The organism is Rhodoferax lacus (assembly GCF_003415675.1).
Classification (GTDB): Bacteria; Pseudomonadota; Gammaproteobacteria; order Burkholderiales; family Burkholderiaceae_C; genus Allorhodoferax; species Allorhodoferax lacus.
On the sequence record NZ_QFZK01000026.1, the window covers coordinates 18,165 to 39,269 of the forward strand.

Consider the following 21,105-nt stretch of genomic DNA (forward strand, 5'->3'; position numbering starts at 1 on the left):
CTCTTTTTGGAAAGAGTGCTGATTCTTGCTGTTATAATCTTAGGCTTGGCCCGGTAGCTCAGTCGGTAGAGCAGAGGATTGAAAATCCTTGTGTCGGTGGTTCGATTCCGCCCCAGGCCACCAAATTGAGAAGCACGCACCAATGTGTTTCTTGATGACTGCGCAAGTGGTCACCATGCGGGAATAGCTCAGTTGGTAGAGCGATACCTTGCCAAGGTATAGGTCGAGAGTTCGAGCCTCTTTTCCCGCTCCATGGTTTATCTGTAAAAAGCCCGTCCGGAAGGATGGGCTTTTTGCTTTGTGGGGTTGGGTTGCTTTGTGACGGGCCGCACACCCGGTCAAGTGATGCTGGTCTTACCTGTGGACTTGCCAAGCCTCCTTTGCCTCGCTATCCCCCCTACATTGCCCCTTGGTCTTGCGATTGCGGTCCCCAGTGGCATGCCTATTGGCCCCCATTGGGCATAGCGGCATGGGCAGTTCGGTTGGGTTCGGTGGGCTGGAATTAGCTATAGCACTCCAAGCTTGTACGACATGAACTCCCTGACTTCCTTGTGGTCGAGGGATATCACAAATTTCGCCGACTCTGACTAAAGGTGAGTGCAAATGGGTGACGCGAACTTTGCGGTATTCAAATCTCATAAATGGTGTTGTTTTTAGGCGAGAAACTAGCAATATCCCCCAATTGGGGGATGTGAGATCAAGAAAGCTGTGTGAATATGAAATTGAACTTGGTTTTTTCATATTTCAATGCTTTATAGAAAAGGTCTCCATGAATCTTAAGAAAATGCAGTCGACTGCATTCTTGCTTTTGGTCGTAGGCGGGTTGTTCGGTTGCTCCTCTGTTCCCATGGGGGATTCGCAACGAGACGCAGAACTAAAAAAGTTTGTAAATCCAGCCGAAAAAGCAGGAATCTACATTTATAGAAACGAGAATTTCGGTGCCGCCAATACGATGCACATCGACGTTGATAATGTGCCAGTAGGGCAAACTGCTGCCAAGACATATTTGTACAAAGAGGTAAATCCAGGAAAACACAAAGTTACCTCAACTGCAGAGAATACAGACACCATAGAAATTGAAGTCAAACAAGGCACTCTGAGCTTTATATGGCAAGAAGTGAAGATGGGGTTGTTCGCCGCTCGAACAAAGCTCTACCAAGTGACCGACGTAGTCGGTAAAGCTGGCGTACTTGAATCCAATTTGGCTCAGTCCAGATAGCACACTTTACAGCAGTGTAAAAACGTACCTCATTCAAGTATTGGCGTACATATTCCTTAAAATTAAATAAATCAAAGATTTCATGACAACACTTATCATCAAGACAATATTGACATCCTTAGTAATTGCTGCAGCAGGATGTGCTACTAGACCCGAGAGTATCCCGGCTTCCTATGTCTCCCATGAAAAGTACATGGGTAACAATTGCCTTGAATTGGTCAGCTCAATGAGCGACGCTCGGGCAAATCTTGATAAATTCTCAGCGATGCAAAATAGCAAAGCAAATACCGATGCGGCAACAGTGTTCTTTGTTTTGATACCTGCAAGTAAACTAACGGGAGACAGCGCCGGCGATGTTGCAAAATACAAAGGTGAAGTTGAAGCTATTGAAACTGCACAAGTGAAGACTGGGTGCAAAAAATCGAGCTGATATTGGATTTGGAACGTTTAGTTTCAATGGTGTAGGTCGAGAGTTCGAGCCTCTTTTCCCGCTCCATGGTTTATCTGTAAAAAGCCCGTCCGGAAGGATGGGCTTTTTGCTTTGTGGGGTTGGGTTGCTTTTTGCGCTCCAAGGTAGGAAAAGCGCTTTTACTGCGGTACCATCCTTGCATTCACAGGACGAAAGCCCATGTTCAGCAGGATTTTTGGCAAGCGCGACAAGTCTGCCGATGCACCCAACAAGGTGGCACAAGACAAGCGTGGTTTGTCAGATGCAGGCGACGACACAGACTCTGACCTGGGCACTCTGAACAGAGCCCGCCCCGGCAAAGGCACCCGTCTGCCCAACACCACGTTTGCGAATGCAATTCCAGTAGCCCAGCCTGCCAGCCCACCGGTCCGTCCAGTAGTTGCTGCCTCGGTTGCTCCGGTCGCTGTTCACGTTGCCCCAGTTTCCAAGGCTCCGGCAAGGCCGTATACCAACTTCCCGGCTGACCACCAGATTGACTTCGTTTTGCCCACCGCGCCCATGGGCTTGGAGCCGGAGCTGAGCCTGGAGCAGCGCAAAACCAATGCCTTGCATATCGTCGAAGTGCACCACCAGCGCATTGCCAACACCATTCGTACCTTGTGGGGTTACAGGGAATGCAGTGTGTACATCAACCGCTTGATCATGGCTGGTGGTGATGGCATGGGACATGCCCGCGTTGGCTTCAATCAGGACGCGGCGGCCGCCATGCTGGAGTTGTCCGATGTGCATGATGCCGAGTTCGGGCCTCCGTCCACTCTGGGTGGCGCGCTGGGCCTGTCTATTTAGTCTGCTGCCCGGGGGGGCCGCTGCAGGCCCTTAGCGCAGGTTGGCTGATGCAGCCGCTGTGGCCTGTGCCTTCAGCGCAAATTCCGCCCGCAGCGCCCGCAGTTTTTCTCGCGGGTCTTCCTTGGTCGTGGCCTGGTCCAGTGCCATCTCGGCAATAAAGCGGCTGGGCAGGGCGGCTACCAGCTCACGTCCCTTTTTACGCCGCTTGGCCCAACTCACCGCGAGGCTGCGCTGGGCGCGGGTAATGCCCACGTACATCAGGCGTCGCTCTTCCTGCAATCTTGTGGCCAGGTCATCGGCCACGGCCTCTTCGTCGCGCACTACGCTGCCATCGGCGCCGGTGGACTCTTTGAGCTTGAAGGGCAGCACGCCTTCGTTCACGCCCACCAACATCACATGCGGCCACTCCAGCCCCTTGGAGGCGTGCAGGGTGGAGAGGGTCACCACGTTCTGGTCTTTTTCGCGTTCGGTCAGGGTGGAGAGCAGGGCGATGGTTTGCGAAACCTCCAGCAGGTTTTTCACTTCACGCTCGTCGACCCCGGCCACACCTTCGACCTGGCCGCCACAGCGCTGGGCCATCCACTCGCAGAATTCGATCACGTTGGCCCACTTGGAAGCCGCCAGCTTCTCGCTTTCCTCACCGTCATACAGGTGCTTTTCGTAGCCGATTTCCTTGAGCCACTCGGCCAGGAACAGGGTGGCGTTCTCGGCACCTTCGGTGTGGCGGGCGCGAAACTGCAGGTCGTTCACATAGCGGCCAAACTCGTGCAGGCTGCCAAGCGCCTTGCCACTGAGCGCGGCGCCCAGCGAGGAAGAAAACAGGGCTTCAAACAGGCTGAGTTTGTACTGGCTGGCATACACGCCCAGCGTGCCCAGGGTCTGGTGGCCAATGCCGCGCTTGGGTGTGGTGACGGCGCGCACAAAGGCCGGGTCATCGTCGTTGTTGGCCCACAGGCGAAACCAGGCACACAGGTCGCGGATCTCCGCGCGGTCAAAAAAGCTTTGGCCACCCGACACCTTGTACGGGATGTTGGCTTTGCGCAGCGCCTTCTCGAAGGGCTTGGCCTGGTGGTTGGCGCGGTACAAGACCGCAAAGTCGCGGAACTCGCGGTACTGCTTGCCGTCCTGCGCCAGCGAACCCTCGGCGCGCAGGCTCTGGATACGCGCCACCGTGCGCTCTGCCTCGTGCTCCTCGCTGTCGGCGTCCACCACACGCACCGGCTCGCCCTCGCCCAAGTCACTCCACAGGTTCTTGGGGAAGAGCTTGGGGTTGGGGCCAATCACATTGTTGGCAGCCCGCAATATGGCCGAGGTGGAGCGGTAGTTCTGCTCCAGCTTGATGACCTTGAGGGCCGGGAAGTCCACTGGCAGTTTGCGCAGGTTATCCAGCGTGGCGCCACGCCAGCCGTAGATGCTTTGGTCATCATCACCCACGGCGGTGAAGCGGGCCACATCGGCCGTCTCGCCCACCAGCAGTTTGAGCATCTCGTACTGGGTGGCGTTGGTGTCCTGGTACTCGTCCACCAGCACATGGCCCATCTGGGCTTGCCAGCGCTGGCGCACCTCGGGGTGGTTTTGCAGCAGTTTCAGGGGCAGGCTGATCAGGTCGTCAAAGTCCACACTCTGGTAGGCGCTCAGGCGCTCCTCATACCGGGCCATGACCACGGCCACCTGCCGGTCCAGGTCGTTGGCGGCGGCGGCCAGGGCCTGTTCGGCATTCAGTCCGGCGCTCTTCCAGCCGCTGATGGTCCACTGCCATTGGCGTGCGGTGGCGGCATCCACCGTGCCACCTGCATCTTTGAGGATGCTGGTGACGTCATCGGTGTCCAGGATGGAAAACGCTGGCTTGAGGCCCAGGGCCGCGCCATCCTGGCGCAGCATGCGCACGCCCAGAGAGTGAAAGGTGCAGACCACGACGTCCTTGGCGGGCTTGCCAATCAGGCTCTTGGCGCGCTCGCGCATTTCTGCGGCGGCCTTGTTGGTAAACGTGATGGCGGCAATGCGTTTGGCTGCCATGCCGGTCTGTATCAGCCGCGCAATCTTGTGCGTGATCACCCGCGTCTTGCCCGAACCGGCACCCGCCAAGACCAGGCAGGGGCCGTGCAGATAGTTCACAGCCTCTTGCTGGGCCAGGTTCATACCGGAGTTGGTGGGGGAAGACATGCGCAGGGGATGGGGAAGCAGACCGAAAGGCGAGGGCTGATCTTAACGGCTGTGTGGGCAACCCTCAGGGGAGGAGCGAGCGTGTCGAACGCCGTGTCGCAGTTAGCTGGCGCTGACTTTTCTCTAGATGGCCAAGGGGTCTACGTCCACCGCCCAGCGTATCAGTCCCTTGCACTCCGGCGCTGCCCGCGTGCCATGCAGCACATCGTGCCAGGCCGCCAGAAACTTTTGCAGCGCGGCGCGCGAAGGGCTTTCCACCAGCATCTGGGCGCGTTCCACATTGGCCACGCGCTGGATGCTCATGGGCACAGCCGGGTACACGAACACCTGCTCCAGAATGACTTCCCAGCCCGGCCACTGCGCCATGTCGGTGAGCGCGCTCTGGCGCGCCAGATTCAGAAAGGCCTGGGCTGCCTCCTGGGTGCGGGCCTCGGCCCGCACCAGGGCCTGGGCGCTGAAGGGCGGCATGCCGGCCTTTTGCCGCTCCTGCAATTGCTGCTCGGCAAAGGCCGGATAGTCATGGGCCTTGAGTGCCGCATACAGGGGGTGGGCGGGCTGGAAGGTCTGGATCCAGACCTCGCTGCGGTCGCCCAAGGCGGCGTCACGCCCGGAGCGTCCTGCTGCCTGCATCAAGAGGCTGAATAAACGTTCGGGTGCGCGGAAGTCGCTGGAGAACAGGGCGCCGTCGGGGTTCACTGCGGCCACCAGGGTGATGCGGCGGAAGTCGTGGCCCTTGGCAATCATTTGCGTGCCTACCAGCACGTCCACCTCGCCGGCGTGGACGGCTGCCAACTGCGTCTCCAGGGCGCCCTTGAGGCGCGTGCTGTCAGCGTCAATGCGGGCGATGCGCAGCGGCAGGCCTTCTGGGTGTTCAGCGCTTTCGGTGCCGGGCCTGCGCACATCGGCCAGCAACGCACCCAGTTGCTCTTCGAGCTGCTCGGTACCGCGGCCCATGGGCTCGATGTCCGGGTTGCCGCAGGCGGGGCAGGCGCGCGGCACACGCTCGGTAAAGCCGCAGTGGTGGCAGCGCAGGGTGCGGTCAATCTTGTGGAAGACCCGGAAGGCCGAGCAGTGCGGGCACTCGCTTTTCCAGCCGCAGTCGGCGCAGTGCAGCACCGGCGCATAGCCGCGCCGGTTCAGAAACACCATGCACTGTTCGCCGCGCGCCACGCGCTCCTTGATGGCTTCGAGCAGCGGAAGTGAGAAAACCGCCCGCCGTGGCTGGTGGTTCATGTCCACGCGGCGCACCAGCGGCAGGCCGTCGGGCGTGCCGGACTGCCGGCGCATGGCGTTGCGCGCGCCCTGGTCGGGGCTTGCTGCATGGGCTGTGAATGTGGCTGAGTCGGTACCCGCGCTGCCGGTGTCTTGCGCAGTGCCAGCATCGGGCATGGCCAGGCTGCCAATGCGGCTGGGCATGTGCAGGCGCAGGTAGCGTCCGCCTTCTGCGGACGGGCGGCTCTGGTACCAACTCTCCAAAGAGGGCGTGGCCGAGCCCAGAATCACCTTCGCGCCTTCGAGCTTGCCGCGGTACACCGCCAAATCACGCGCCGAATAGCGTGCACCCTCGCTGCTTTTGTAGCTGGGGTCGTGTTCCTCGTCCACCACGATCAGGCGCAGGCAGGGCAGTGAGGCAAACACCGCCATGCGGGTGCCCAGCACAATGCGCGCCTGCCCGCTATGGGCTGCCAGCCAGCTTTTGAGGCGCTGCGGGTTGGTCATGCCGCTGTGCAAAGACACCACCGCCTGCTCGCCGTACACCGGCCCAAAGCGCGCCATGAAGCGGGCCTCCAGCTGGGGCGTGAGGTTGATCTCGGGCACCATGACCAGGGCTTGCGCCGCGGGGTCGGCGGCCAGTTGGGCGGCTACGGCGTGCAGATAGACCTCGGTCTTGCCGCTGCCAGTGGCGCCAAACAGCAAAAACGGCCCGCTTTGCGACTGGATCTGCGCCAGCACCTCTGCCTGCTCGGGGCTGAGCGCCTGGGCGGCTTGCACCGGGGCGCCCAGCGAGTCCGCAGTTTTCTTGCGCTTGAGGCGCCGCTGCATTTGCAGGGGCGACAGGTCACGCAGTTGCGGCGGCAGGGCAGCCAGCGCCACTTCGCCCACCGAGCGCTGGTAGTACTGCGCGGCAAAGCCCACCAGTTGCTGCCAGGCCGCACCCAGGGGGGCAATGCCTTCCAGCGTGCCGGCAATGTCGCGTACTTTGTCCGGGTCGATCTCGCCGGTGGCCTCAGTCACGCCTGCTTCCCAGACGATTCCCAGGGTCTCGCGGCTGCCCAGAGGCACACGCACCAAGGTACCCGGGGCCAGCGCCTGGGGGCTTCGGTAGGTCAGCACCGGGCCCAGGGCGGAGTGCGCAGGCGTCTGCACCAGAACACATAACCGGGTGTTCATGGTGAAGGCGGGAAAAGCGGCAAACCGGTCATTGAGCGTGGAAGGCAGGTGCCGCTTGGGGTGTTTTGTTGATGTGAATCTGAGGAAAAGCGGCTAAGTGCTTGATTTACAAACCTTTTGTAAGCAGTCCAAGATTTCTGTGGATAACTTTGTTCATATCTTCTCTGGAGCCCCGCCAAAGCCTTGTGCCGTAAGGCTTTGGCTGAAATGCCCGGAAAAAAAGCAAAGTTTTAAATCCTTATAAATCAACAACTTACAAGCGCTATCGAGTTTGTAGCGGGCTCTGCACGGTTTTAGCTTTGCTGCTCTGCCGCATCACCTATTTTGTGCATAAGTGATGAGGCCGCTGTTTGTCAAGTCGCCAAAACGTGCTAGGTAATTCAGCTTCTTTGGGCTTTGGAGTGGCTGTGCACGGCTTCCACCAAGGCCGCCACGTTCTCCGGGGGTGTGTACTGACTTATGCCGTGACCGAGGTTGAAAATGTGGGTGGGGCCGGTGCCCGAACCCTGGAAGGGCGTGCCAAAACTATCCAGAACGCGCGCCACTTCGGTCGCAATCTGGGCCGGTGGGGCAAACAGCACATTGGGGTCGATATTGCCCTGCAGGGCCTTGCCGGGTCCGTTCTCGGCACCGCCCACCAGGGCACGCGCGGTGCCCAGGTTCACGGTCCAGTCCAGCCCCAGCACCTCGCAGTCCAGCGGTGCCATTTCCTTGAGCCACAGGCCGCCGCCCTTGGTGAACACCAGGCGTGGCACGATCTGGCCATCCACGCCGGTCCGTTTGAGCTTGGCCAGCACGCGGCGGGTGTACTCCAGCGAGAAGGACTGGAACGCGCCATCGGCCAGCACGCCGCCCCAGCTGTCAAAAATCATCACGGCCTGCGCGCCCGCATCGATTTGCGCATTCAGGTAGGCGGCCACGGCATCGGCGTTGACAGCCAGCATGCGGTGCATCAGGTCGGGGCGGGAGTACAGCATGGTCTTGACCAGGCGGTAGTCGTCCGAACCCTTACCTTCGACCATGTAGCAGGCCAGCGTCCAGGGGCTGCCGGAAAAGCCGATCAGCGGCACCCGGCCGTTCAGCGCCTTGCGGATGGAGGTGACGGCGTCAAACACATAACGCAGCTTCTCCATGTCGGGCACTTCCAGCTTGGCCACGGCGGCCTCGTCGCGCACAGCGGTGGCAAAGCGCGGGCCTTCGCCCTGGGCAAAGGAAAGCCCCAGGCCCATGGCATCGGGCACGGTGAGGATGTCACTGAACAGGATGGCGGCGTCCAGCGGGTAGCGCTCCAGTGGCTGCAGGGTGACTTCGGTGGCGTAGTCGGTGTTGGTGGCCAGGCCCATGAAGCTGCCCGCGCGGGCGCGGGTTGCGCAGTACTCCGGCAGGTAGCGACCAGCCTGACGCATCAGCCACAGCGGTGTGTAGGCCGTGGCCTGGCGCATGCAGGCACGCAAGAAGGTGTCGTTCTGGAGCGGAGCGTAAGTGGTCATGAGGCTGGATATTCGGTCGTTGCAGGGATGGGCGATTGTCGCAGTTCACCCGCCGCCAGGGTTTGATTTGGCACAGGTCAAGGGAAATTGCCCAGTATGCCCGGGCGCCCGGGCATCAGAAGCCCGCGCTTACAGCCGCGCCAGCGCCGTGCGCAACTCGTCCGCGCTCAGGATTTCCGACAGCACCACCGGCGCCTGCCCGGCCTGGTAGAGCACGTACACCGGCACGCCGCTGCGCCCCAAGCTGCTTAGCGCCTGGCTGATGGCGGGGTCCCGACGCGTCCAGTCGGCGCGCAGCAGTGTCACCTTCTTGACAGCAAAGTCGGCCAGCACTTCGGGCTTGGAGAGGGTGGTCTTTTTGTTGTACTGGCAGGTAATGCACCAGGCCGCCGTGAAGTCCACAAACACCGGCTTGCCTGCGGCCAGCTCGGCATCCACCCGGCCCGGCACCCAGGCCTGCCATTCTCCCGCCTGCGCTTCCGCCTGTGTACCCGTTGCGCTGCCAGTCGCAGCTTGTGCCTCTTCCATTTTGAAAATATTCGGGCCCAGGCTCATAGCCAGCCACAGGCCGCCCACCAGGGAGAGCGTCGCCATGACGGTGCGGCTGCGCCCCTGCAGGTTCAGCGCCCAGACCAGGAGCGCCAAGCACAGCAGCAGGGCCAGCAGGCTGGCCGCACCATCCACACCGCTCAGGTGGCCCAGCACCCACAGCAGCCAGACCACGGTAGCCCACATGGGAAAGGCCATGAAGCGGCGCAGCGTGTCCATCCACTGCCCGGGCTTGGGCAGCAGCTTGCCAATGCGGGGCACCCAGCTCGCGGCCAGGTAGGGCAGGGCCAGGCCCAGGCCCAGTGCCGCAAAAATGCCCAGGGCCTGCAGGGCGGGCAGGGCAATCGCATAGCCCAGGGACGCACCCATGAAGGGCGCGGTGCAGGGCGAGGCAATCGCCACAGCCAGCACGCCGGACAGGAACGCATCGCCCAGCGGGTGGCGCAGTTGTGTGGCGGCCAGGTTGCCGGGCAACAGATTGCCTACTTCCAGCAGGCCCATGAGGTTCAGGCCAATCAGGGTGAACAGCAGGGCCAGCACGGCAATCACGCCGGGCGATTGCAGCTGAAAGCCCCAACCCAGTTGCTCGCCGCCGGCGCGAAGCCCAAGCATCAGGCCACCCAGCGCCAGAAAGGACAGCACCACCCCGGCGGTGTAAGCCAGGCCTTGGGCGCGGTGGCTGTGGCCTTTTTCCGCGGGCTTGGTAAAGGCCAGCACCTTGATGGCCAGTACCGGAAACACGCAGGGCATGAGGTTCAGTATCAGCCCGCCCAGCAGGGCCGCGGCCAGCGCCAGGCCCCAGGTGCCCAGGCTGGCATCGGCCAGCGGTGCGGGGGTGTTCGGGTTGCTGAGCTGGGTGTTCACGGCAGGGGTCAGCGGACCGGTGTTGATGGGCGGCCAGGTGCCTTTAACCTCCGCTTCGGCACGCTGGCTGGGGCCATCCAGCGCCAGCACAAAGGCCAGCCTGGCGGGTGACTCGCTGCGCAGGCCCGACAAAGGAATGGTGGCCGACCAGCTGCCGTCTGCCGCCCAGCTTTGCGCGCCGCCTTCGGCAGAGGGTGAGCGGGCGGTCTCTATGATCTCGGGTGCTTCGATAAAGGCATTGAGGTTCTTGCCGCGCCATGCTGCGGGCAGGCCCTGCGCAGTCAGTGTGAGGCCGTTCTTGCTGACCTCTGCACCGGTCTTGCCTGCCAAGGCCACAGGTTCTGCAGCACGGGCCTTTTCAAAGTTGCCAGCGTGCAGAGCCGTGGAGCCTTTGATCGGCACCTGCAGCACAAAGCTGCCGTCCTGCGGCACGCACTCCTGTTTGCACACCAGCCAGGAGGCCGAGAGTTTCACTTCCAGGCTGTCGGCCAGCGCGCCGGGCGCAAAGCTCTTGGCAATGGTCAGTGGCACTGGCAGCAGCACCGTGCCCTCATAGCCATAGTTGGACAGGCTGCCGATGTTGATTTTTTGCGGCGTGGGCCAGGCAATCTCGCCAGCGCTCACACCGGCGGGCAGGTTCCACTGCAGCTGCGTAGGCAGGCCGGAGTCGCCGGCGTTCTTCCAATAGGTGTGCCAGTGCGGCTGGTGTGCCAGTTGCAGGCCCACCCACACCGTCTTGCCCGCGGCAATGCCGTCAGGGGCAAAGGCCAGCAGTTCGGCACGCACCTGCTCGGTTTGCACCACGGCGCTGGTGCCGCCTGTGGCGGGTTTGGGGAACTGGGCCAGAGCCGGGCTCTGGAGTGCCAGCAGCAGTGTGACAACTGCGGCCAGGGCAGCGGGTAGGCGGGAGGTGAAGAGCGAAAACAGCCGGGTCATCACCCATTGTCGCCTCAGTCGGATGACGGCGCTGTGTCGGTAAAAACAGCAGGCAGCTGCTTGTTCACGTTCTCCTGGCCAAACACCACCGTGATGTCGGCCACCGCCACACCAAACAGCGGCGCCAGAAAGCGCACCATGTGGTCGGTGGCCTTGCCGTCCTTGGGTGCGGCGGTGACGCTGATCTTGAGTTGCGTGCCCTTAGGCTTGCCAATGGCGTCTTTGGCCGCAGCCGGTTTGCCCAGCACATTGAGCACCAGCACATCGCCGTCCCAGCCAAAAAAGCTGTCGCCGGTGCTGTTGCGCGGGGCGCTTGCTTTTGCGGGTGTTTGTGGCTTTGCCAGGGCCTTGGGTCGTTGCTTGGATGCCATGCTTTGATAATACGGTCATGTCCGCCCGCATTGTCCTTGCCACCCTGAACGCCAAATACATCCACGCCAGTCTGGGCCTGCGTTGCCTGATGGCCAATATGCAGCGCCATGGCGGCGCGGACCTGGCCGCCATGACCTGCCTGCAGGAGTTCACCATCCAGCGCCCGGCGGGGGAGATTGTGGAGTCGCTGCTGCAGTCCCTGGGAGATGCGGATGTGCGTGTAGTCGGACTGGGTGTGTACATCTGGAACGTGACGCAGACCACCGAAGTCGTCCGCCTGCTCAAGGAGCGGAGCCCGGACGTAAAAATCGTCTTGGGCGGCCCCGAGGTCAGCCATGAGCTGGAAGGCCAAACCATCGTGCAGCTGGCCGACCATGTGATCACCGGCTGGGGTGATGTGAGCTTTCCCAAGCTGTGCCGCGCGCTGGTGTTGGGCCCGCAGCCCCTGATGAAGGTCATTGCCGGGGAGCAGCCCCCGCTGGACGCGCTGGACCTGCCCTATACCCAGTACAGCGACACCGACCTGGCGCAGCGCGTGCTGTACGTGGAGGCCTCGCGCGGCTGCCCCTTCAAATGCGCCTTCTGCCTGAGCGCCCTGGACAAAACCGCCTGGGCTTTTGAGCTGGAGCCGTTTCTGGCCGAGCTGGCCACGCTGTATGCCAGGGGCGCGCGCAATTTCAAATTTGTGGACCGCACGTTCAACCTGAAGGTGGACACCTCGGTGCGCATCCTGCAGTTTTTTCTGGACCGGCTGCGGGCGGCACCTGGCGACTCCCTGTTTCTGCACTTCGAACTGGTGCCCGACCATTTGCCCGACGCGCTCAAGGCGCTGGTGGCGCAGTTTCCTGCGGGCGTGCTGCAATTTGAAATCGGCATCCAGAGCTTCAACCCCGCAGTGCAAAGCCGCATTGCCCGCAGGCAGGACAACGCCAAAACCGAAGACAACATCCGCTGGCTGCTGGCGCACACCACGGCGCATTTGCACACCGACCTGATCTTCGGCCTGCCGGGCGAAGACTGGCAGAGCTTTGCAGATGGCTTTGACCGTCTCTATGCCCTGGGCCCGCATGAAATCCAGCTGGGTGTCCTCAAGCGCTTGCGCGGCACGCCGCTGGCACGGCGCAGCCTGCCGGGTGCGGTGGCCGAGGACGGCATGCAGTACGCCACCGAGCCGCCCTACACCGTGCTGCAGACCGATGCTGTCAGCGCCTCGGAAGTGCAGCAGTTCGTGCGCCTGGCCCGCTACTGGGATTTGCTGGTGAACTCCGGGCGCTTTGGCCAGAGCAGCCGCCTGCTGCTGCAGGGGCCCAGCGCCTTTGCCGCCTGGGCCGACTTCTCACAGTGGCTGTGGCAGCGCACCGCCAGCACCCACCAGCTCACCCCCGAGCTGCTGCTGGATGCGTTGTTCGATTACCTGACGCTGGAGCGTGCACTTCCCATGGATGCAGTGCGCGCAGCGCTGCTGGCGGACTACCTGGCCAGTGGTGCGCGCTCCAACCCGCAGTGTCTGCAAGGGCTGCTGCCGCGCCGGGAAAAAACGGGACCACAGAAGGCCGGCGTGGCACAAAGGCAGATGCGCCACCAGGCGTCGGCCGCGCAGACCGATACAGCAGGCTCTAAGATAGACGCATGAGCACCTCATCACGATTCTGGGCGCACTGGACCACGCGCGACTTTGCCAAGGCGCAGGCCTCTGGCCGCCTGGCGCAGACCATTGCCATCCTGCCGGTGGCGGCCACCGAGCAGCATGGCCCGCACCTGCCCCTGAATGTGGACAGCGCGCTCGTCGACGGTGTGGTGGCTGCCGCTCTGCCGCATATCGCTGCTGATGTGCCCGCCCTGTTCCTGCCTACGCAAACCACGGGCCTGAGCCCCGAGCACGCCGCCTTTGCCGGCACGCTGACCCTCAGCGCAGAGACCACACTCCGCCTGTGGACCGAGCTGGCCGAGAGCGTGGCGGCCAGCGGTGTGAAGAAACTCGTGCTGCTGAATTCCCACGGTGGACAGGTCGGTTTGATGGACGTGGTGGCGCGCGACCTGCGCGCGCGCTTGGGGATGCTGGTCTACAGCGTCAACTGGTTTGGCCTGCCGTTGCTGGCGTCGGATGGCAGCGATGTGAACGCGCTGTTCAGTGCCCACGAACACCGCTTTGGCATCCACGCCGGTGAGATCGAAACCTCGATGATGCTGGCGCTCTCCCCCGCGCTGGTGCACATGGAGTTGGCGCAGAACTTTGCCTCCACCTCCGAAGACCGCTCCAAGGCGTTCGCGATTCTGGGCAACGGCAAAAGCGCCAAGCTGGGCTGGCAAATGCAGGACTACAACGCCGTGGGTGCCGTAGGCAACGCAGCCGCTGCCACCGCGGAGAAGGGCCACGCCCTTCTGGACGCCGCAGGCCGCGCGCTGGCACAGCTGCTGGGGGAGCTGCACCAACTCCCCCTCAGCACACTGGCCAACGCGCCTCAGGCGTAGCTAATCCAGTCCGCATACTCGGCGGTGTCCAGATGCGGCAAGGTGTTGAACGTGTGCAGGGTGTGGCGTTTGGGCGTGAAGGCCAACTCGCTCACAGCCGTGTTGCGCAGGCGCATGTTCAGTTCCACAAAGGCCTGCGGGCTGCTGCCCAATAGCTGCGCCACGGCCGTGGCAATGGGGCCGCCGCTGCTCACCAGCAAGACGTTGCCGCTGTGCTCGCGGCGCACATGGTCCAGTGCTTCCACAATGCCTTGCACAAAGTCTGCATAGCGAGGCATGCCCTGTGGCGCAGCACCGCCTCCGGCCCATTGCTGCAGGCCCTGGCGCAGCAGCCGGAAGTGTGCGCGGTAGGCCTCGGGGGTGGTGGGTCGTGGCGTCTCTCCGGCGTGCACGCTGCCAATCACCGCCGCGCTGTCGTATTCGTTCAGGCCCGGCCAGACCGAAGCCTGCAGCTCCTGTGCGGTGGCTGCCGTCCCCGTGGCATCCGCCCCAGTGCGCAGGCCCGCTGCAATGCCCGCCCAGGTTTGCGCATGGCGTTTCATGCCGCCCACCAGCACCGCCTCAAAGCACAGCCCTTTGGTTGCAAAGTATTCGCCCAGGCGCAGGCTTTGGCGGTGGCCCAGCGCGCTCAATTGGTCGTAGTCGTCAGCGCCCAGCGAGGCTTGTCCGTGGCGGACCAGATACAAAGTTCCCATGGCCCGACTTTAATTGGGGATGCCACGGCGACGCTGTAATGCGGGGGACAATGACATGCATATTCGTCAATACAGCCACGCTTTCACCCACCGTCCACCATGCGCTTTGAAGGCATCATTACCCAATGGAACGAAGACAGGGGCTTCGGATTCATAGAGCCCACACTGGGCGGGCAAACCATCTTCGTTCACGCCAGTGCATTGCCGCACAGGATCAAAAATGCACCGTTGCACCGGGGCGTGAGTTTTGAAGTGGAACTCAACCCGCAGGGCAAGAAGCGCGCACGCAATGTGCTGCTGATTCAAGCGGTGCGGCCCAGGCAAGTGCAACGAGAAACGCCATCCGCGAAGCCGGGCTTTGCGGGGTGGCTGGCCATCCCGGTTTTTGCTGTGGTGTACCTGGTCACCGCCCTGGTCTGGCATGTGCCCTACCGCGTGGCCCTGGTGTATCTGGGTTGCAGCCTGGCCTGTTGCGTGGCCTATGCACTGGACAAGTCGGCCGCGCAGGCCGGTCGCTGGCGCATCTCTGAAAACACCTTGTTGATGCTGGGCCTGGCAGGCGGCTGGCCGGGCGCGATTCTGGCCCAGCAACTGTTGCGCCATAAGACCAGCAAGCAGTCTTTTCGTGTCGCCTTCTGGTTTACCGTGGTGTTGAATGTGGCAGGCTTTGTGGCGCTGGCTTCACCGCAGCTGCGGGGCTTTGACAGTCTGCTGCGTTGGGCATCCACAGAGCCCGGAAGAAGCGTCAAACAAACAGCCGAGGGTCAAACACAAAGGGCTGACGCTCCAGCACCAGGGTGATGGTGCCGTAGTCCGGATGCGCCGGGTTGAGCAGCAGGTTGCGCTCGGATGGTTCCACGTAAGAAGGCACCCACAGGCCCAGGCTGACGCCACTGGTCAGCCACTGCATACCCAGGGACTGGGCGCTCGCTTCGTCGGTACGCCAGTCGGCTTGCAGGCCCCAGTCCGGCGCGTCCAGCAGCGTGGCCGTGTCTGGAATCTCCAGTCGCATCAGGGCCTGATTTTTGGGGGTGGCGCCGTTGCAGTGCACGCGCTTTTCCAGCTGGCACAGGGCCCGGCTGGAGCCCGCGTACACCATCTGCAACAGGCCTTTGGTATGCCAGCGGCCATGCCCCAAGGTGGAGCCCAAACCCAGGGCGCTGAGTAGCTGCCCCAGGGCGGGCGCCGGATGTTCGCAATAGCCAATACGCCAGACGGCCGTCAAACCACACCGCCGTATTTCACGGCCACCAGAATGTCTTTGGCGCGTTGCGCGCCGAACGAGGTTTTGGCCGCCTGCAGGGGGCTCTCGCCGTCCAGCATGGGGTGGGGTTTGCGCAGCCAGTTGGCCGCGTCTTCATCGGACTCAAAGGTGTCGCTGGCCATCTCGTCTAGCTCCAAGAGGCGCAGCACGCCCTCGGCCGAATGCATGGGCAGCAGCTGGTCCTTGGCAGCGCGGCGGCTGACGGTGGTGCGGTCCAGGTCCAGGTAATCCACCACCTGGCCCTTGCCCACGCCCAGGTAGTCGCTCAGCGGCCCTATGGCTTTGCTGGAGATGCCGTTTTTGACAATGCGGTAGGCACTGCTGCTGTTGAGCCCCAGTAACTTGCCCTTCACGCTCACGCGTGCTGTGGAGGGTGCGGCCTTGGGGGCGTCCACGATGTAGCGCCAGACCTGCTCGCGGGCTTCCAGTCGGGTGACCAGAGGGGCTTGTGTGAAAGGGTTTGCGGTAGTCATGTTGCAATTACATCACGACAATGATTCATTTGCAACAAGCCCGGCTGGGCCATCCGGGGGGCATTAGGGCGCTGCCGTGGCCGCGCCCAGCCTGCGCGTCAGCCGCAGCGCTGTCAGCAGGGCCAGCGTGCCAAAGATGATCAGCCCCGCGCCCTGGCCTGCCATCACCTGCACCGGGCCGTATTGCGCCCCCCACAGGGCAAAGGGAATGGTGCCCAGCGTGGCGCGGGCCCAGTTGAAGCCGGTGGACCACAAGGGGCGCCCCAGGTTGTTGAAGGCGGTGTTGGCCACAAACAGTGCGCCGGCAAAAAAGAAGCTGGCGCACACCCAGCTGCAAAAGGCATGCACCATCTCGGCGGCTACGCCTTCGAGCGAGAAGGCGCGGATCAGGGGCCCCTGCAGCAGGGCCAGCAGCAGCCAGGCCGTGCCCACCGCCAGCAGCATGAACCACACGCTGGCGCGCATGCATTCGCGTACCCGGGCAAACTGCCCGGCACCCAGGTTTTGCGAAAGGATGGGGCCCACCGCGCCGCTGAGCGAATAGATCAGCCCAAAGGCCACGGGCGTCACCCGGTCAATGGTGGCCTGGCCTGCCACGGCCGACGCGCCAAACTGCGCCACGCTGTGGGTGACAAAGGCTGCACCCACCGGAGTGGCCAGGTTGGTGAGCACGGCCGGGCCGGCAATGGCGGCCAGGGTGCGCGCATCCGCTGCCAGGTGTGCGCGCTCCACAGCCCCGAGCAACTGGTGCACACGCCACACCCCATGCAGGCCGATCACCACCATCAGCGTGCGGGACATCACGGCCACGATGGCTGCGCCATCCAGCCCCAGGCCAAAGGCAAAGATAAACAAAGGATCCAGGCAGGCTGTGGACAAGGCGGCCGACAGCGTCACCAGCATGGAGCGCCGCGCATCCCCTACGGAGCGCAGCAGGGCCGAACTGGCCATGCCCAGGCCCAAAAAGGGGAGGGACGGCATGGTGATCGTCAGGTAACGCTGGGCCAGCCGCGCCACCTCACCGGTGGCACCCAATGCCGTCAGCAGCGGATGCAAAAAGAGCACCGTGCCCAGCCCCAGAACGGCGGTAATCCCCACCATGATCAGCAGGCTGTGCGTGGCCATGCGGCGCGCACGGACTAGCTGGTTCTCACCAATCAGGCGCGCCACGCAGGCGGTGATACCAATCATCATGCCGATGCAGATGGAGGTATGAAAAAAGGCCACCACACCCGCAAAACCCACGGCCGCAGCAATCTGCTTTTCGCCCAAGAGCGAGATGTAGAACAGGTTGATCAGGTCCACCGCAAACACTGCCACCAAACCAATGGCGCCGGTGCCCGCCATCACCACCACGTGGCGCAACAGTGAGCCGCTTAAAAAGCGGGCAGCCGGTGCCGCCGGGGTATTGGCGGGTCGAGCTGCCGGGGCAGCTCGGGCTGGGGTGGAGGCGTCGGTTGGGCTGGGCATGAAGTGCTGGAGTGTGTCACGAATGGGCGGGCTGCGGGTCGGCTTCATTCCAGCGTTTCCACCCGCACGGCGCGGACCTTTCCTTGCACAGCTGGCAACTGCTCCAGGCTGACCAGCGCCCGGCGCAGTGCGGCATATGCAACGGGTTGCGTCAGCACCACATGGTGGGCGCTGTGGTCGGGCTGCGCGTAGCGCCCGTATATGCGCGCCTGCAGGCCAAACCGCGCCAGGGTGCGCAGCAAGGCGCGCTCTGCTGTCGGCGTGGCGCTACAGATGATGCGCAGGTACCAGGCGCTGGTGGTGTCGGCCATGGGCCTGAGCGGCAGGTCCGCCATGGCGTGGCTTTGGAAGGCCCGGTGCGGCACGCGCTCAGAGGGGTCGCAGGCCGCGCTGCGGGCCACATCCACCAGGTCGGCAATCACGGCCGATGCCGTTTGCTCGGACCCTGCGCCCGCGCCGTAGTACAGCGTGGTGCCGCTGGCGTCGCCATGCACCATGACTGCATTCATGGAGCCGTCCACCCCTGCCAGCAAATGGTCGCTACGCAACAGCGCCGGATGCACGCGCACCTCCACACTGTGGTCATGGCGCCTTGCCACGCCCAGCAATTTGATGCGGTAGCCCAGTGCCTCGGCACACGCCAGGTCGACTGCCTCCAGCTCCGTGATGCCCTCGGTGTGCACCTCGGCAAAGGGAACCTGGGTGCCAAAGGCGTTGGCAGCGAGCAGGCATAGCTTGTGCGCCGCATCGGTGCCCTCCACATCGAAGCGCGGGTCGGCCTCGGCAAAGCCTTGGTCCTGCGCGTCCTTCAGGGCATTGGCATAACCAATGCCCTTGCTGCCCATCTCGGTCAGGATGAAATTGCTGGTGCCGTTGACGATGCCCGCCACCCACGCGATGCGGTTGGCCACCAGCCCCTCGCGCAGCGCCTTGATGATGGGGATGCTCACGGCCACCGCAGCCTCATAGGCCACGATCACCCCACGGGCCTCGGCCGCAGCGAAGATTTCCGCGCCATGCTCGGCCAGCAAGGCCTTGTTGGCCGTGACCACATGTTTGCCGTTGGCGATGGCCTGCAACACCAGTTCGCGCGCCAGCGTGGTGCCGCCCATAACTTCCACCACCACATCGATGTCTGCCCTGTTGACGAGATCGAAAGGGTCAGTGGTCAGCGCGACTGCGCCGCCGACGATGCGCCTGGCCCGCTCCAAATCGCGTACCGCCACGGCCACAATTTCCATCGGCCTGCCGCTGCGGGCCACGATGTCCCGCTGGTTGCGCGTGAGCACGCGCCAGGTGCCCGCGCCCACTGTGCCCAGGCCCAGCATGCCAATGCGCAGGGGTGGCAGGGCGACCGAATAGTTATGCAACATGAAACTCTCCAAACAAATGACAAGCCAGCTGCCTTTGCTGGTTTTGTTCGAAGTGACACCACCAGGCAGCCGGAACGGCCACCTGCACGCCGTCAGGTGACCGTGCTGGTAATGGTGGTAATGCGTGCGCCCAATTCCCGTGGGTAAGCGGGCGCAACGCCACAGGCCATGGGGATGGCGAGGGCGGATGTTGCTGGGAATGGGCACTGCATGGGAACAGTGTAGCAAAGCGATGGTGTGCTGGCCCGCTGAAAAGCTGACCCGCACCACGCCGTCAGCCGCTCAGCGGTTGCCCTTTTTGCCTGCCTGCCTATGATGGTTTGGGCGACAGCTTCCATCGAAAAACTACAAGGACCAGCATGAAAAAATTTTTGCACGTGGGCTGTGGCCCCATGGATAAAACCGGGCTCAAGGGCTTTGCCGGGGCGGACTGGCAGGAGGTGCGCTTTGACATCGACAAGAGCGTCAACCCCGATATCGAGGGCAGTCTGGTCGATATGTCCAAGGTAGAAAGCAGCTCGGTGGATGCCATCTATTCGGCCCACAACCTGGAGCACATCTATCCGCATGAAGTGCCTGCGGCCCTGGCCGAGTTTTGCCGGGTGCTCAAGCCCGATGGCATGGTGGTCATCACCTGCCCAGACCTGCAAAGCGTGTGTGCGCAAGTGACCAACAACCGCTTGCTCGAGCCCCTCTACGGGTCACCATCGGGCCCCATCAGCGCCATTGACATTCTGTATGGACACCGGGGTTACATGGCCCAGGGCAACCTCTACATGGCGCACAAGGGCGGCTTCACGCTGGACTCCCTGAAGGACAGCTTGCTCACGGCTGGCTTTGCCAAGGCCATTGGCGCACGTCGCCCTCTGGCTTTTGATGTGTGGATGCTGGCCGCCAAGCAAGAGCTGCCGGACGCGCAGCTGCAGGAGCTGGCGCAGGCGTTCCTGCCCTGACAGGCGCCGCTCTTACAGCAGGGCGCGCTCGGCCCCGGCCAATGCATGCAGGGCCGTGGTGTCAAACAGTGCCACGCTGGCGTCTGCTGCACCCACCAGCAAGGTGATCTCGGTGCAGCCCAGGATGATGGCCTGCGCCCCTTGCGCCACCAGGCTGGCCATGATGCGGCGGTAGTGCTGGCGCGAGGCCTCATGCAACTGGCCCAGGCATAGCTCTTCAAAAATAATGCGGTGCACGGTGTCGCGGTCTGGCTGTGAGGGCAGCAGCACCTGCAGGCCGTGTTGCTGCACCAAGCGGTCCTTGTAGAAAGCCTGCTCCATGGTGAAGCGCGTGCCCAGCAGGCCGATGCGGGTGTGCCCGGCACGTTGGATGGCTTCGGCCGTCGGGTCGGCAATATGCAGCAGCGGGATGTCCACCGCCGCTTCAATGGCCGGGGCCACGATGTGCATGGTGTTGGTACACAGCAGAAGAAAGTCGGCACCGGCGGCTTGCAGGCTGCGGGCGGCATTGGCCAGCATCTCTCCCGCCGTGGCCCAGTCCCCGGCGCGCTGCAGTTCTTCGATGGCATGGAAGTCCACGCTCACCATCACCAGCTTGGCCGAATGCAGGCCACCCAGACGCGCCTTGATGGCCTCGTTGATCTGGCGGTAGTACAGCGCGCTGGACTCCCAGCTCATCCCGCCAATCAGGCCTATGGTTTTCATGCGGGCACCGCAAAGGCCTGCTTGAAACCAAAGGCCTTGTCGGTGGGCCCCATGGCGCGCAGGGTCTGCAGTTTTTGCAGGGCCTCGTTTTCATCCGGGCGGTGGCCCTGCGGCACCCACCACAGCACAGTGGTGGCTTCGGGCGTGCGCGCGAACCATTCCTTGCGCCGCTTCATGATGTCCACATGGGCTGATTTGTAGACGTAGTCGCTCAGTGCTTCCACGCTGCTCCACACCGACAGGTTCACCAGCGTGTCGTCACCAAAGGGGCGCAAGGCCGTGGCGTTGCCCCCGTCATCCTGCAAGCGCCAGACAAAGCCGGGGGCGGCCTCGGCCAGGGCATTGATGCGGTCCAGGTTGGCCACAAAGTCAGCCATTTGCGGGCTGTCCAGCGGAGCGTTCATCTGCGCGATATTGAGTTGGGCGAGTTCGTATGCGGCCATGGCCAGCCTCCTCTTGGA

At 62.9% G+C, this 21,105-nt stretch carries 19 protein-coding genes and 2 tRNA genes; 9 read left to right on the forward strand and 12 right to left on the reverse strand.

The window, feature by feature from the left end:
- The first annotated feature begins 47 nt into the window (after positions 1–47).
- The 5 genes from DIC66_RS20885 to DIC66_RS20905 all read left to right on the forward strand — a co-directional run bounded on the left by DIC66_RS20885 (position 48) and on the right by DIC66_RS20905 (position 2,474).
- Positions 48–123, forward strand: a tRNA-Phe gene (locus DIC66_RS20885).
- Between the two features lie 54 nt (positions 124–177).
- Positions 178–253: transfer RNA gene (locus DIC66_RS20890), tRNA-Gly, on the forward strand.
- 516 nt (positions 254–769) lie between these two features.
- Positions 770–1,219 (forward strand): DUF2846 domain-containing protein, encoded by a 450-nt coding sequence (locus DIC66_RS20895; protein ID WP_117180121.1) that lies wholly within the window; start codon positions 770–772, stop codon positions 1,217–1,219.
- 82 nt (positions 1,220–1,301) lie between these two features.
- The gene (locus DIC66_RS20900) at positions 1,302–1,649 is read left to right on the forward strand and encodes a hypothetical protein (RefSeq protein WP_117180122.1); all 348 of its coding nucleotides are present in this window, start codon (positions 1,302–1,304) and stop codon (positions 1,647–1,649) included.
- 198 nt (positions 1,650–1,847) lie between these two features.
- Entirely contained in the window at positions 1,848–2,474 is a 627-nt protein-coding gene (locus DIC66_RS20905; RefSeq protein WP_117180123.1) for a hypothetical protein, read from the forward strand.
- Between the two features lie 30 nt (positions 2,475–2,504).
- Here the strand turns inward: DIC66_RS20905 and DIC66_RS20910 are convergent, their stop codons facing one another.
- The 5 genes from DIC66_RS20910 to DIC66_RS20930 all read right to left on the reverse strand — a co-directional run bounded on the left by DIC66_RS20910 (position 2,505) and on the right by DIC66_RS20930 (position 11,238).
- Complete coding sequence (locus DIC66_RS20910; protein ID WP_117180124.1) at positions 2,505–4,637, reverse strand: ATP-dependent helicase; 2,133 nt, start codon at positions 4,635–4,637, stop codon at positions 2,505–2,507.
- Positions 4,638–4,760: 123 nt separating this feature from the next.
- A complete protein-coding gene (gene priA / locus DIC66_RS20915; RefSeq protein WP_117180125.1) occupies positions 4,761–7,028 on the reverse strand; it encodes a replication restart helicase PriA in 2,268 nt (755 codons plus the stop codon).
- A 380-nt stretch (positions 7,029–7,408) separates the two neighbouring features.
- The gene (gene hemE / locus DIC66_RS20920) at positions 7,409–8,518 is read right to left on the reverse strand and encodes a uroporphyrinogen decarboxylase (protein ID WP_117180126.1); all 1,110 of its coding nucleotides are present in this window, start codon (positions 8,516–8,518) and stop codon (positions 7,409–7,411) included.
- Between the two features lie 129 nt (positions 8,519–8,647).
- Positions 8,648–10,867, reverse strand: a complete 2,220-nt coding sequence (locus tag DIC66_RS20925; RefSeq protein ID WP_117180127.1) for a protein-disulfide reductase DsbD family protein — start codon at positions 10,865–10,867, stop codon at positions 8,648–8,650.
- 14 nt (positions 10,868–10,881) lie between these two features.
- Positions 10,882–11,238, reverse strand: coding sequence for a DUF167 domain-containing protein (locus tag DIC66_RS20930; RefSeq protein WP_117180128.1), 357 nt, complete (start codon positions 11,236–11,238; stop codon positions 10,882–10,884).
- Between the two features lie 17 nt (positions 11,239–11,255).
- Here DIC66_RS20930 and DIC66_RS20935 point away from each other — a divergent pair, with 17 nt between their 5' ends.
- Both DIC66_RS20935 and DIC66_RS20940 read left to right on the forward strand, forming a co-directional pair.
- Positions 11,256–12,872 (forward strand): B12-binding domain-containing radical SAM protein, encoded by a 1,617-nt coding sequence (locus DIC66_RS20935; RefSeq protein ID WP_117180129.1) that lies wholly within the window; start codon positions 11,256–11,258, stop codon positions 12,870–12,872.
- On the forward strand, positions 12,869–13,711 hold the full coding sequence (locus DIC66_RS20940) for a creatininase family protein (protein ID WP_117180130.1): 843 nt from the start codon (positions 12,869–12,871) through the stop codon (positions 13,709–13,711). The genes DIC66_RS20935 and DIC66_RS20940 overlap by 4 nt, the downstream gene beginning before the upstream one ends.
- Here DIC66_RS20940 and DIC66_RS20945 read toward each other — a convergent pair.
- Positions 13,702–14,406, reverse strand: coding sequence for a histidine phosphatase family protein (locus tag DIC66_RS20945; RefSeq protein WP_117180131.1), 705 nt, complete (start codon positions 14,404–14,406; stop codon positions 13,702–13,704). The two genes, DIC66_RS20940 and DIC66_RS20945, sit on opposite strands and share 10 nt — an antisense overlap.
- A 99-nt stretch (positions 14,407–14,505) precedes the next feature.
- Between DIC66_RS20945 and DIC66_RS20950 the strand changes: the two genes are divergently transcribed.
- The gene (locus DIC66_RS20950) at positions 14,506–15,207 is read left to right on the forward strand and encodes a DUF1294 domain-containing protein (protein WP_117180132.1); all 702 of its coding nucleotides are present in this window, start codon (positions 14,506–14,508) and stop codon (positions 15,205–15,207) included.
- Here DIC66_RS20950 and DIC66_RS20955 read toward each other — a convergent pair.
- From DIC66_RS20955 to DIC66_RS20970, 4 genes are all read right to left on the reverse strand, one after another.
- Positions 15,152–15,631, reverse strand: a complete 480-nt coding sequence (locus DIC66_RS20955) for an RES family NAD+ phosphorylase (RefSeq protein WP_158558969.1) — start codon at positions 15,629–15,631, stop codon at positions 15,152–15,154. The genes DIC66_RS20950 and DIC66_RS20955 overlap by 56 nt on opposite strands.
- Positions 15,628–16,143: an antitoxin Xre/MbcA/ParS toxin-binding domain-containing protein gene (locus DIC66_RS20960; RefSeq protein WP_117180134.1), complete on the reverse strand. Its 516-nt coding sequence runs from the start codon at positions 16,141–16,143 to the stop codon at positions 15,628–15,630. Before DIC66_RS20960 ends, DIC66_RS20955 begins: the two co-directional genes overlap by 4 nt.
- 63 nt (positions 16,144–16,206) lie before the next feature.
- Positions 16,207–17,661, reverse strand: coding sequence for an MATE family efflux transporter (locus DIC66_RS20965; protein WP_233506041.1), 1,455 nt, complete (start codon positions 17,659–17,661; stop codon positions 16,207–16,209).
- The gene (locus DIC66_RS20970; protein WP_199534813.1) at positions 17,658–18,986 is read right to left on the reverse strand and encodes a homoserine dehydrogenase; all 1,329 of its coding nucleotides are present in this window, start codon (positions 18,984–18,986) and stop codon (positions 17,658–17,660) included. Before DIC66_RS20970 ends, DIC66_RS20965 begins: the two co-directional genes overlap by 4 nt.
- A 359-nt stretch (positions 18,987–19,345) precedes the next feature.
- Here DIC66_RS20970 and DIC66_RS20975 point away from each other — a divergent pair, with 359 nt between their 5' ends.
- Positions 19,346–19,939, forward strand: a complete 594-nt coding sequence (locus DIC66_RS20975) for a class I SAM-dependent methyltransferase (RefSeq protein WP_117180135.1) — start codon at positions 19,346–19,348, stop codon at positions 19,937–19,939.
- A 12-nt stretch (positions 19,940–19,951) separates the two neighbouring features.
- Here DIC66_RS20975 and DIC66_RS20980 read toward each other — a convergent pair whose 3' ends face one another.
- On the reverse strand, positions 19,952–20,644 hold the full coding sequence (locus DIC66_RS20980) for an aspartate/glutamate racemase family protein (protein ID WP_117180136.1): 693 nt from the start codon (positions 20,642–20,644) through the stop codon (positions 19,952–19,954).
- The gene (locus DIC66_RS20985) at positions 20,641–21,087 is read right to left on the reverse strand and encodes a DUF3291 domain-containing protein (RefSeq protein WP_117180137.1); all 447 of its coding nucleotides are present in this window, start codon (positions 21,085–21,087) and stop codon (positions 20,641–20,643) included. The genes DIC66_RS20980 and DIC66_RS20985 overlap by 4 nt, the downstream gene beginning before the upstream one ends.
- Positions 21,088–21,105: the final 18 nt, after the last annotated feature.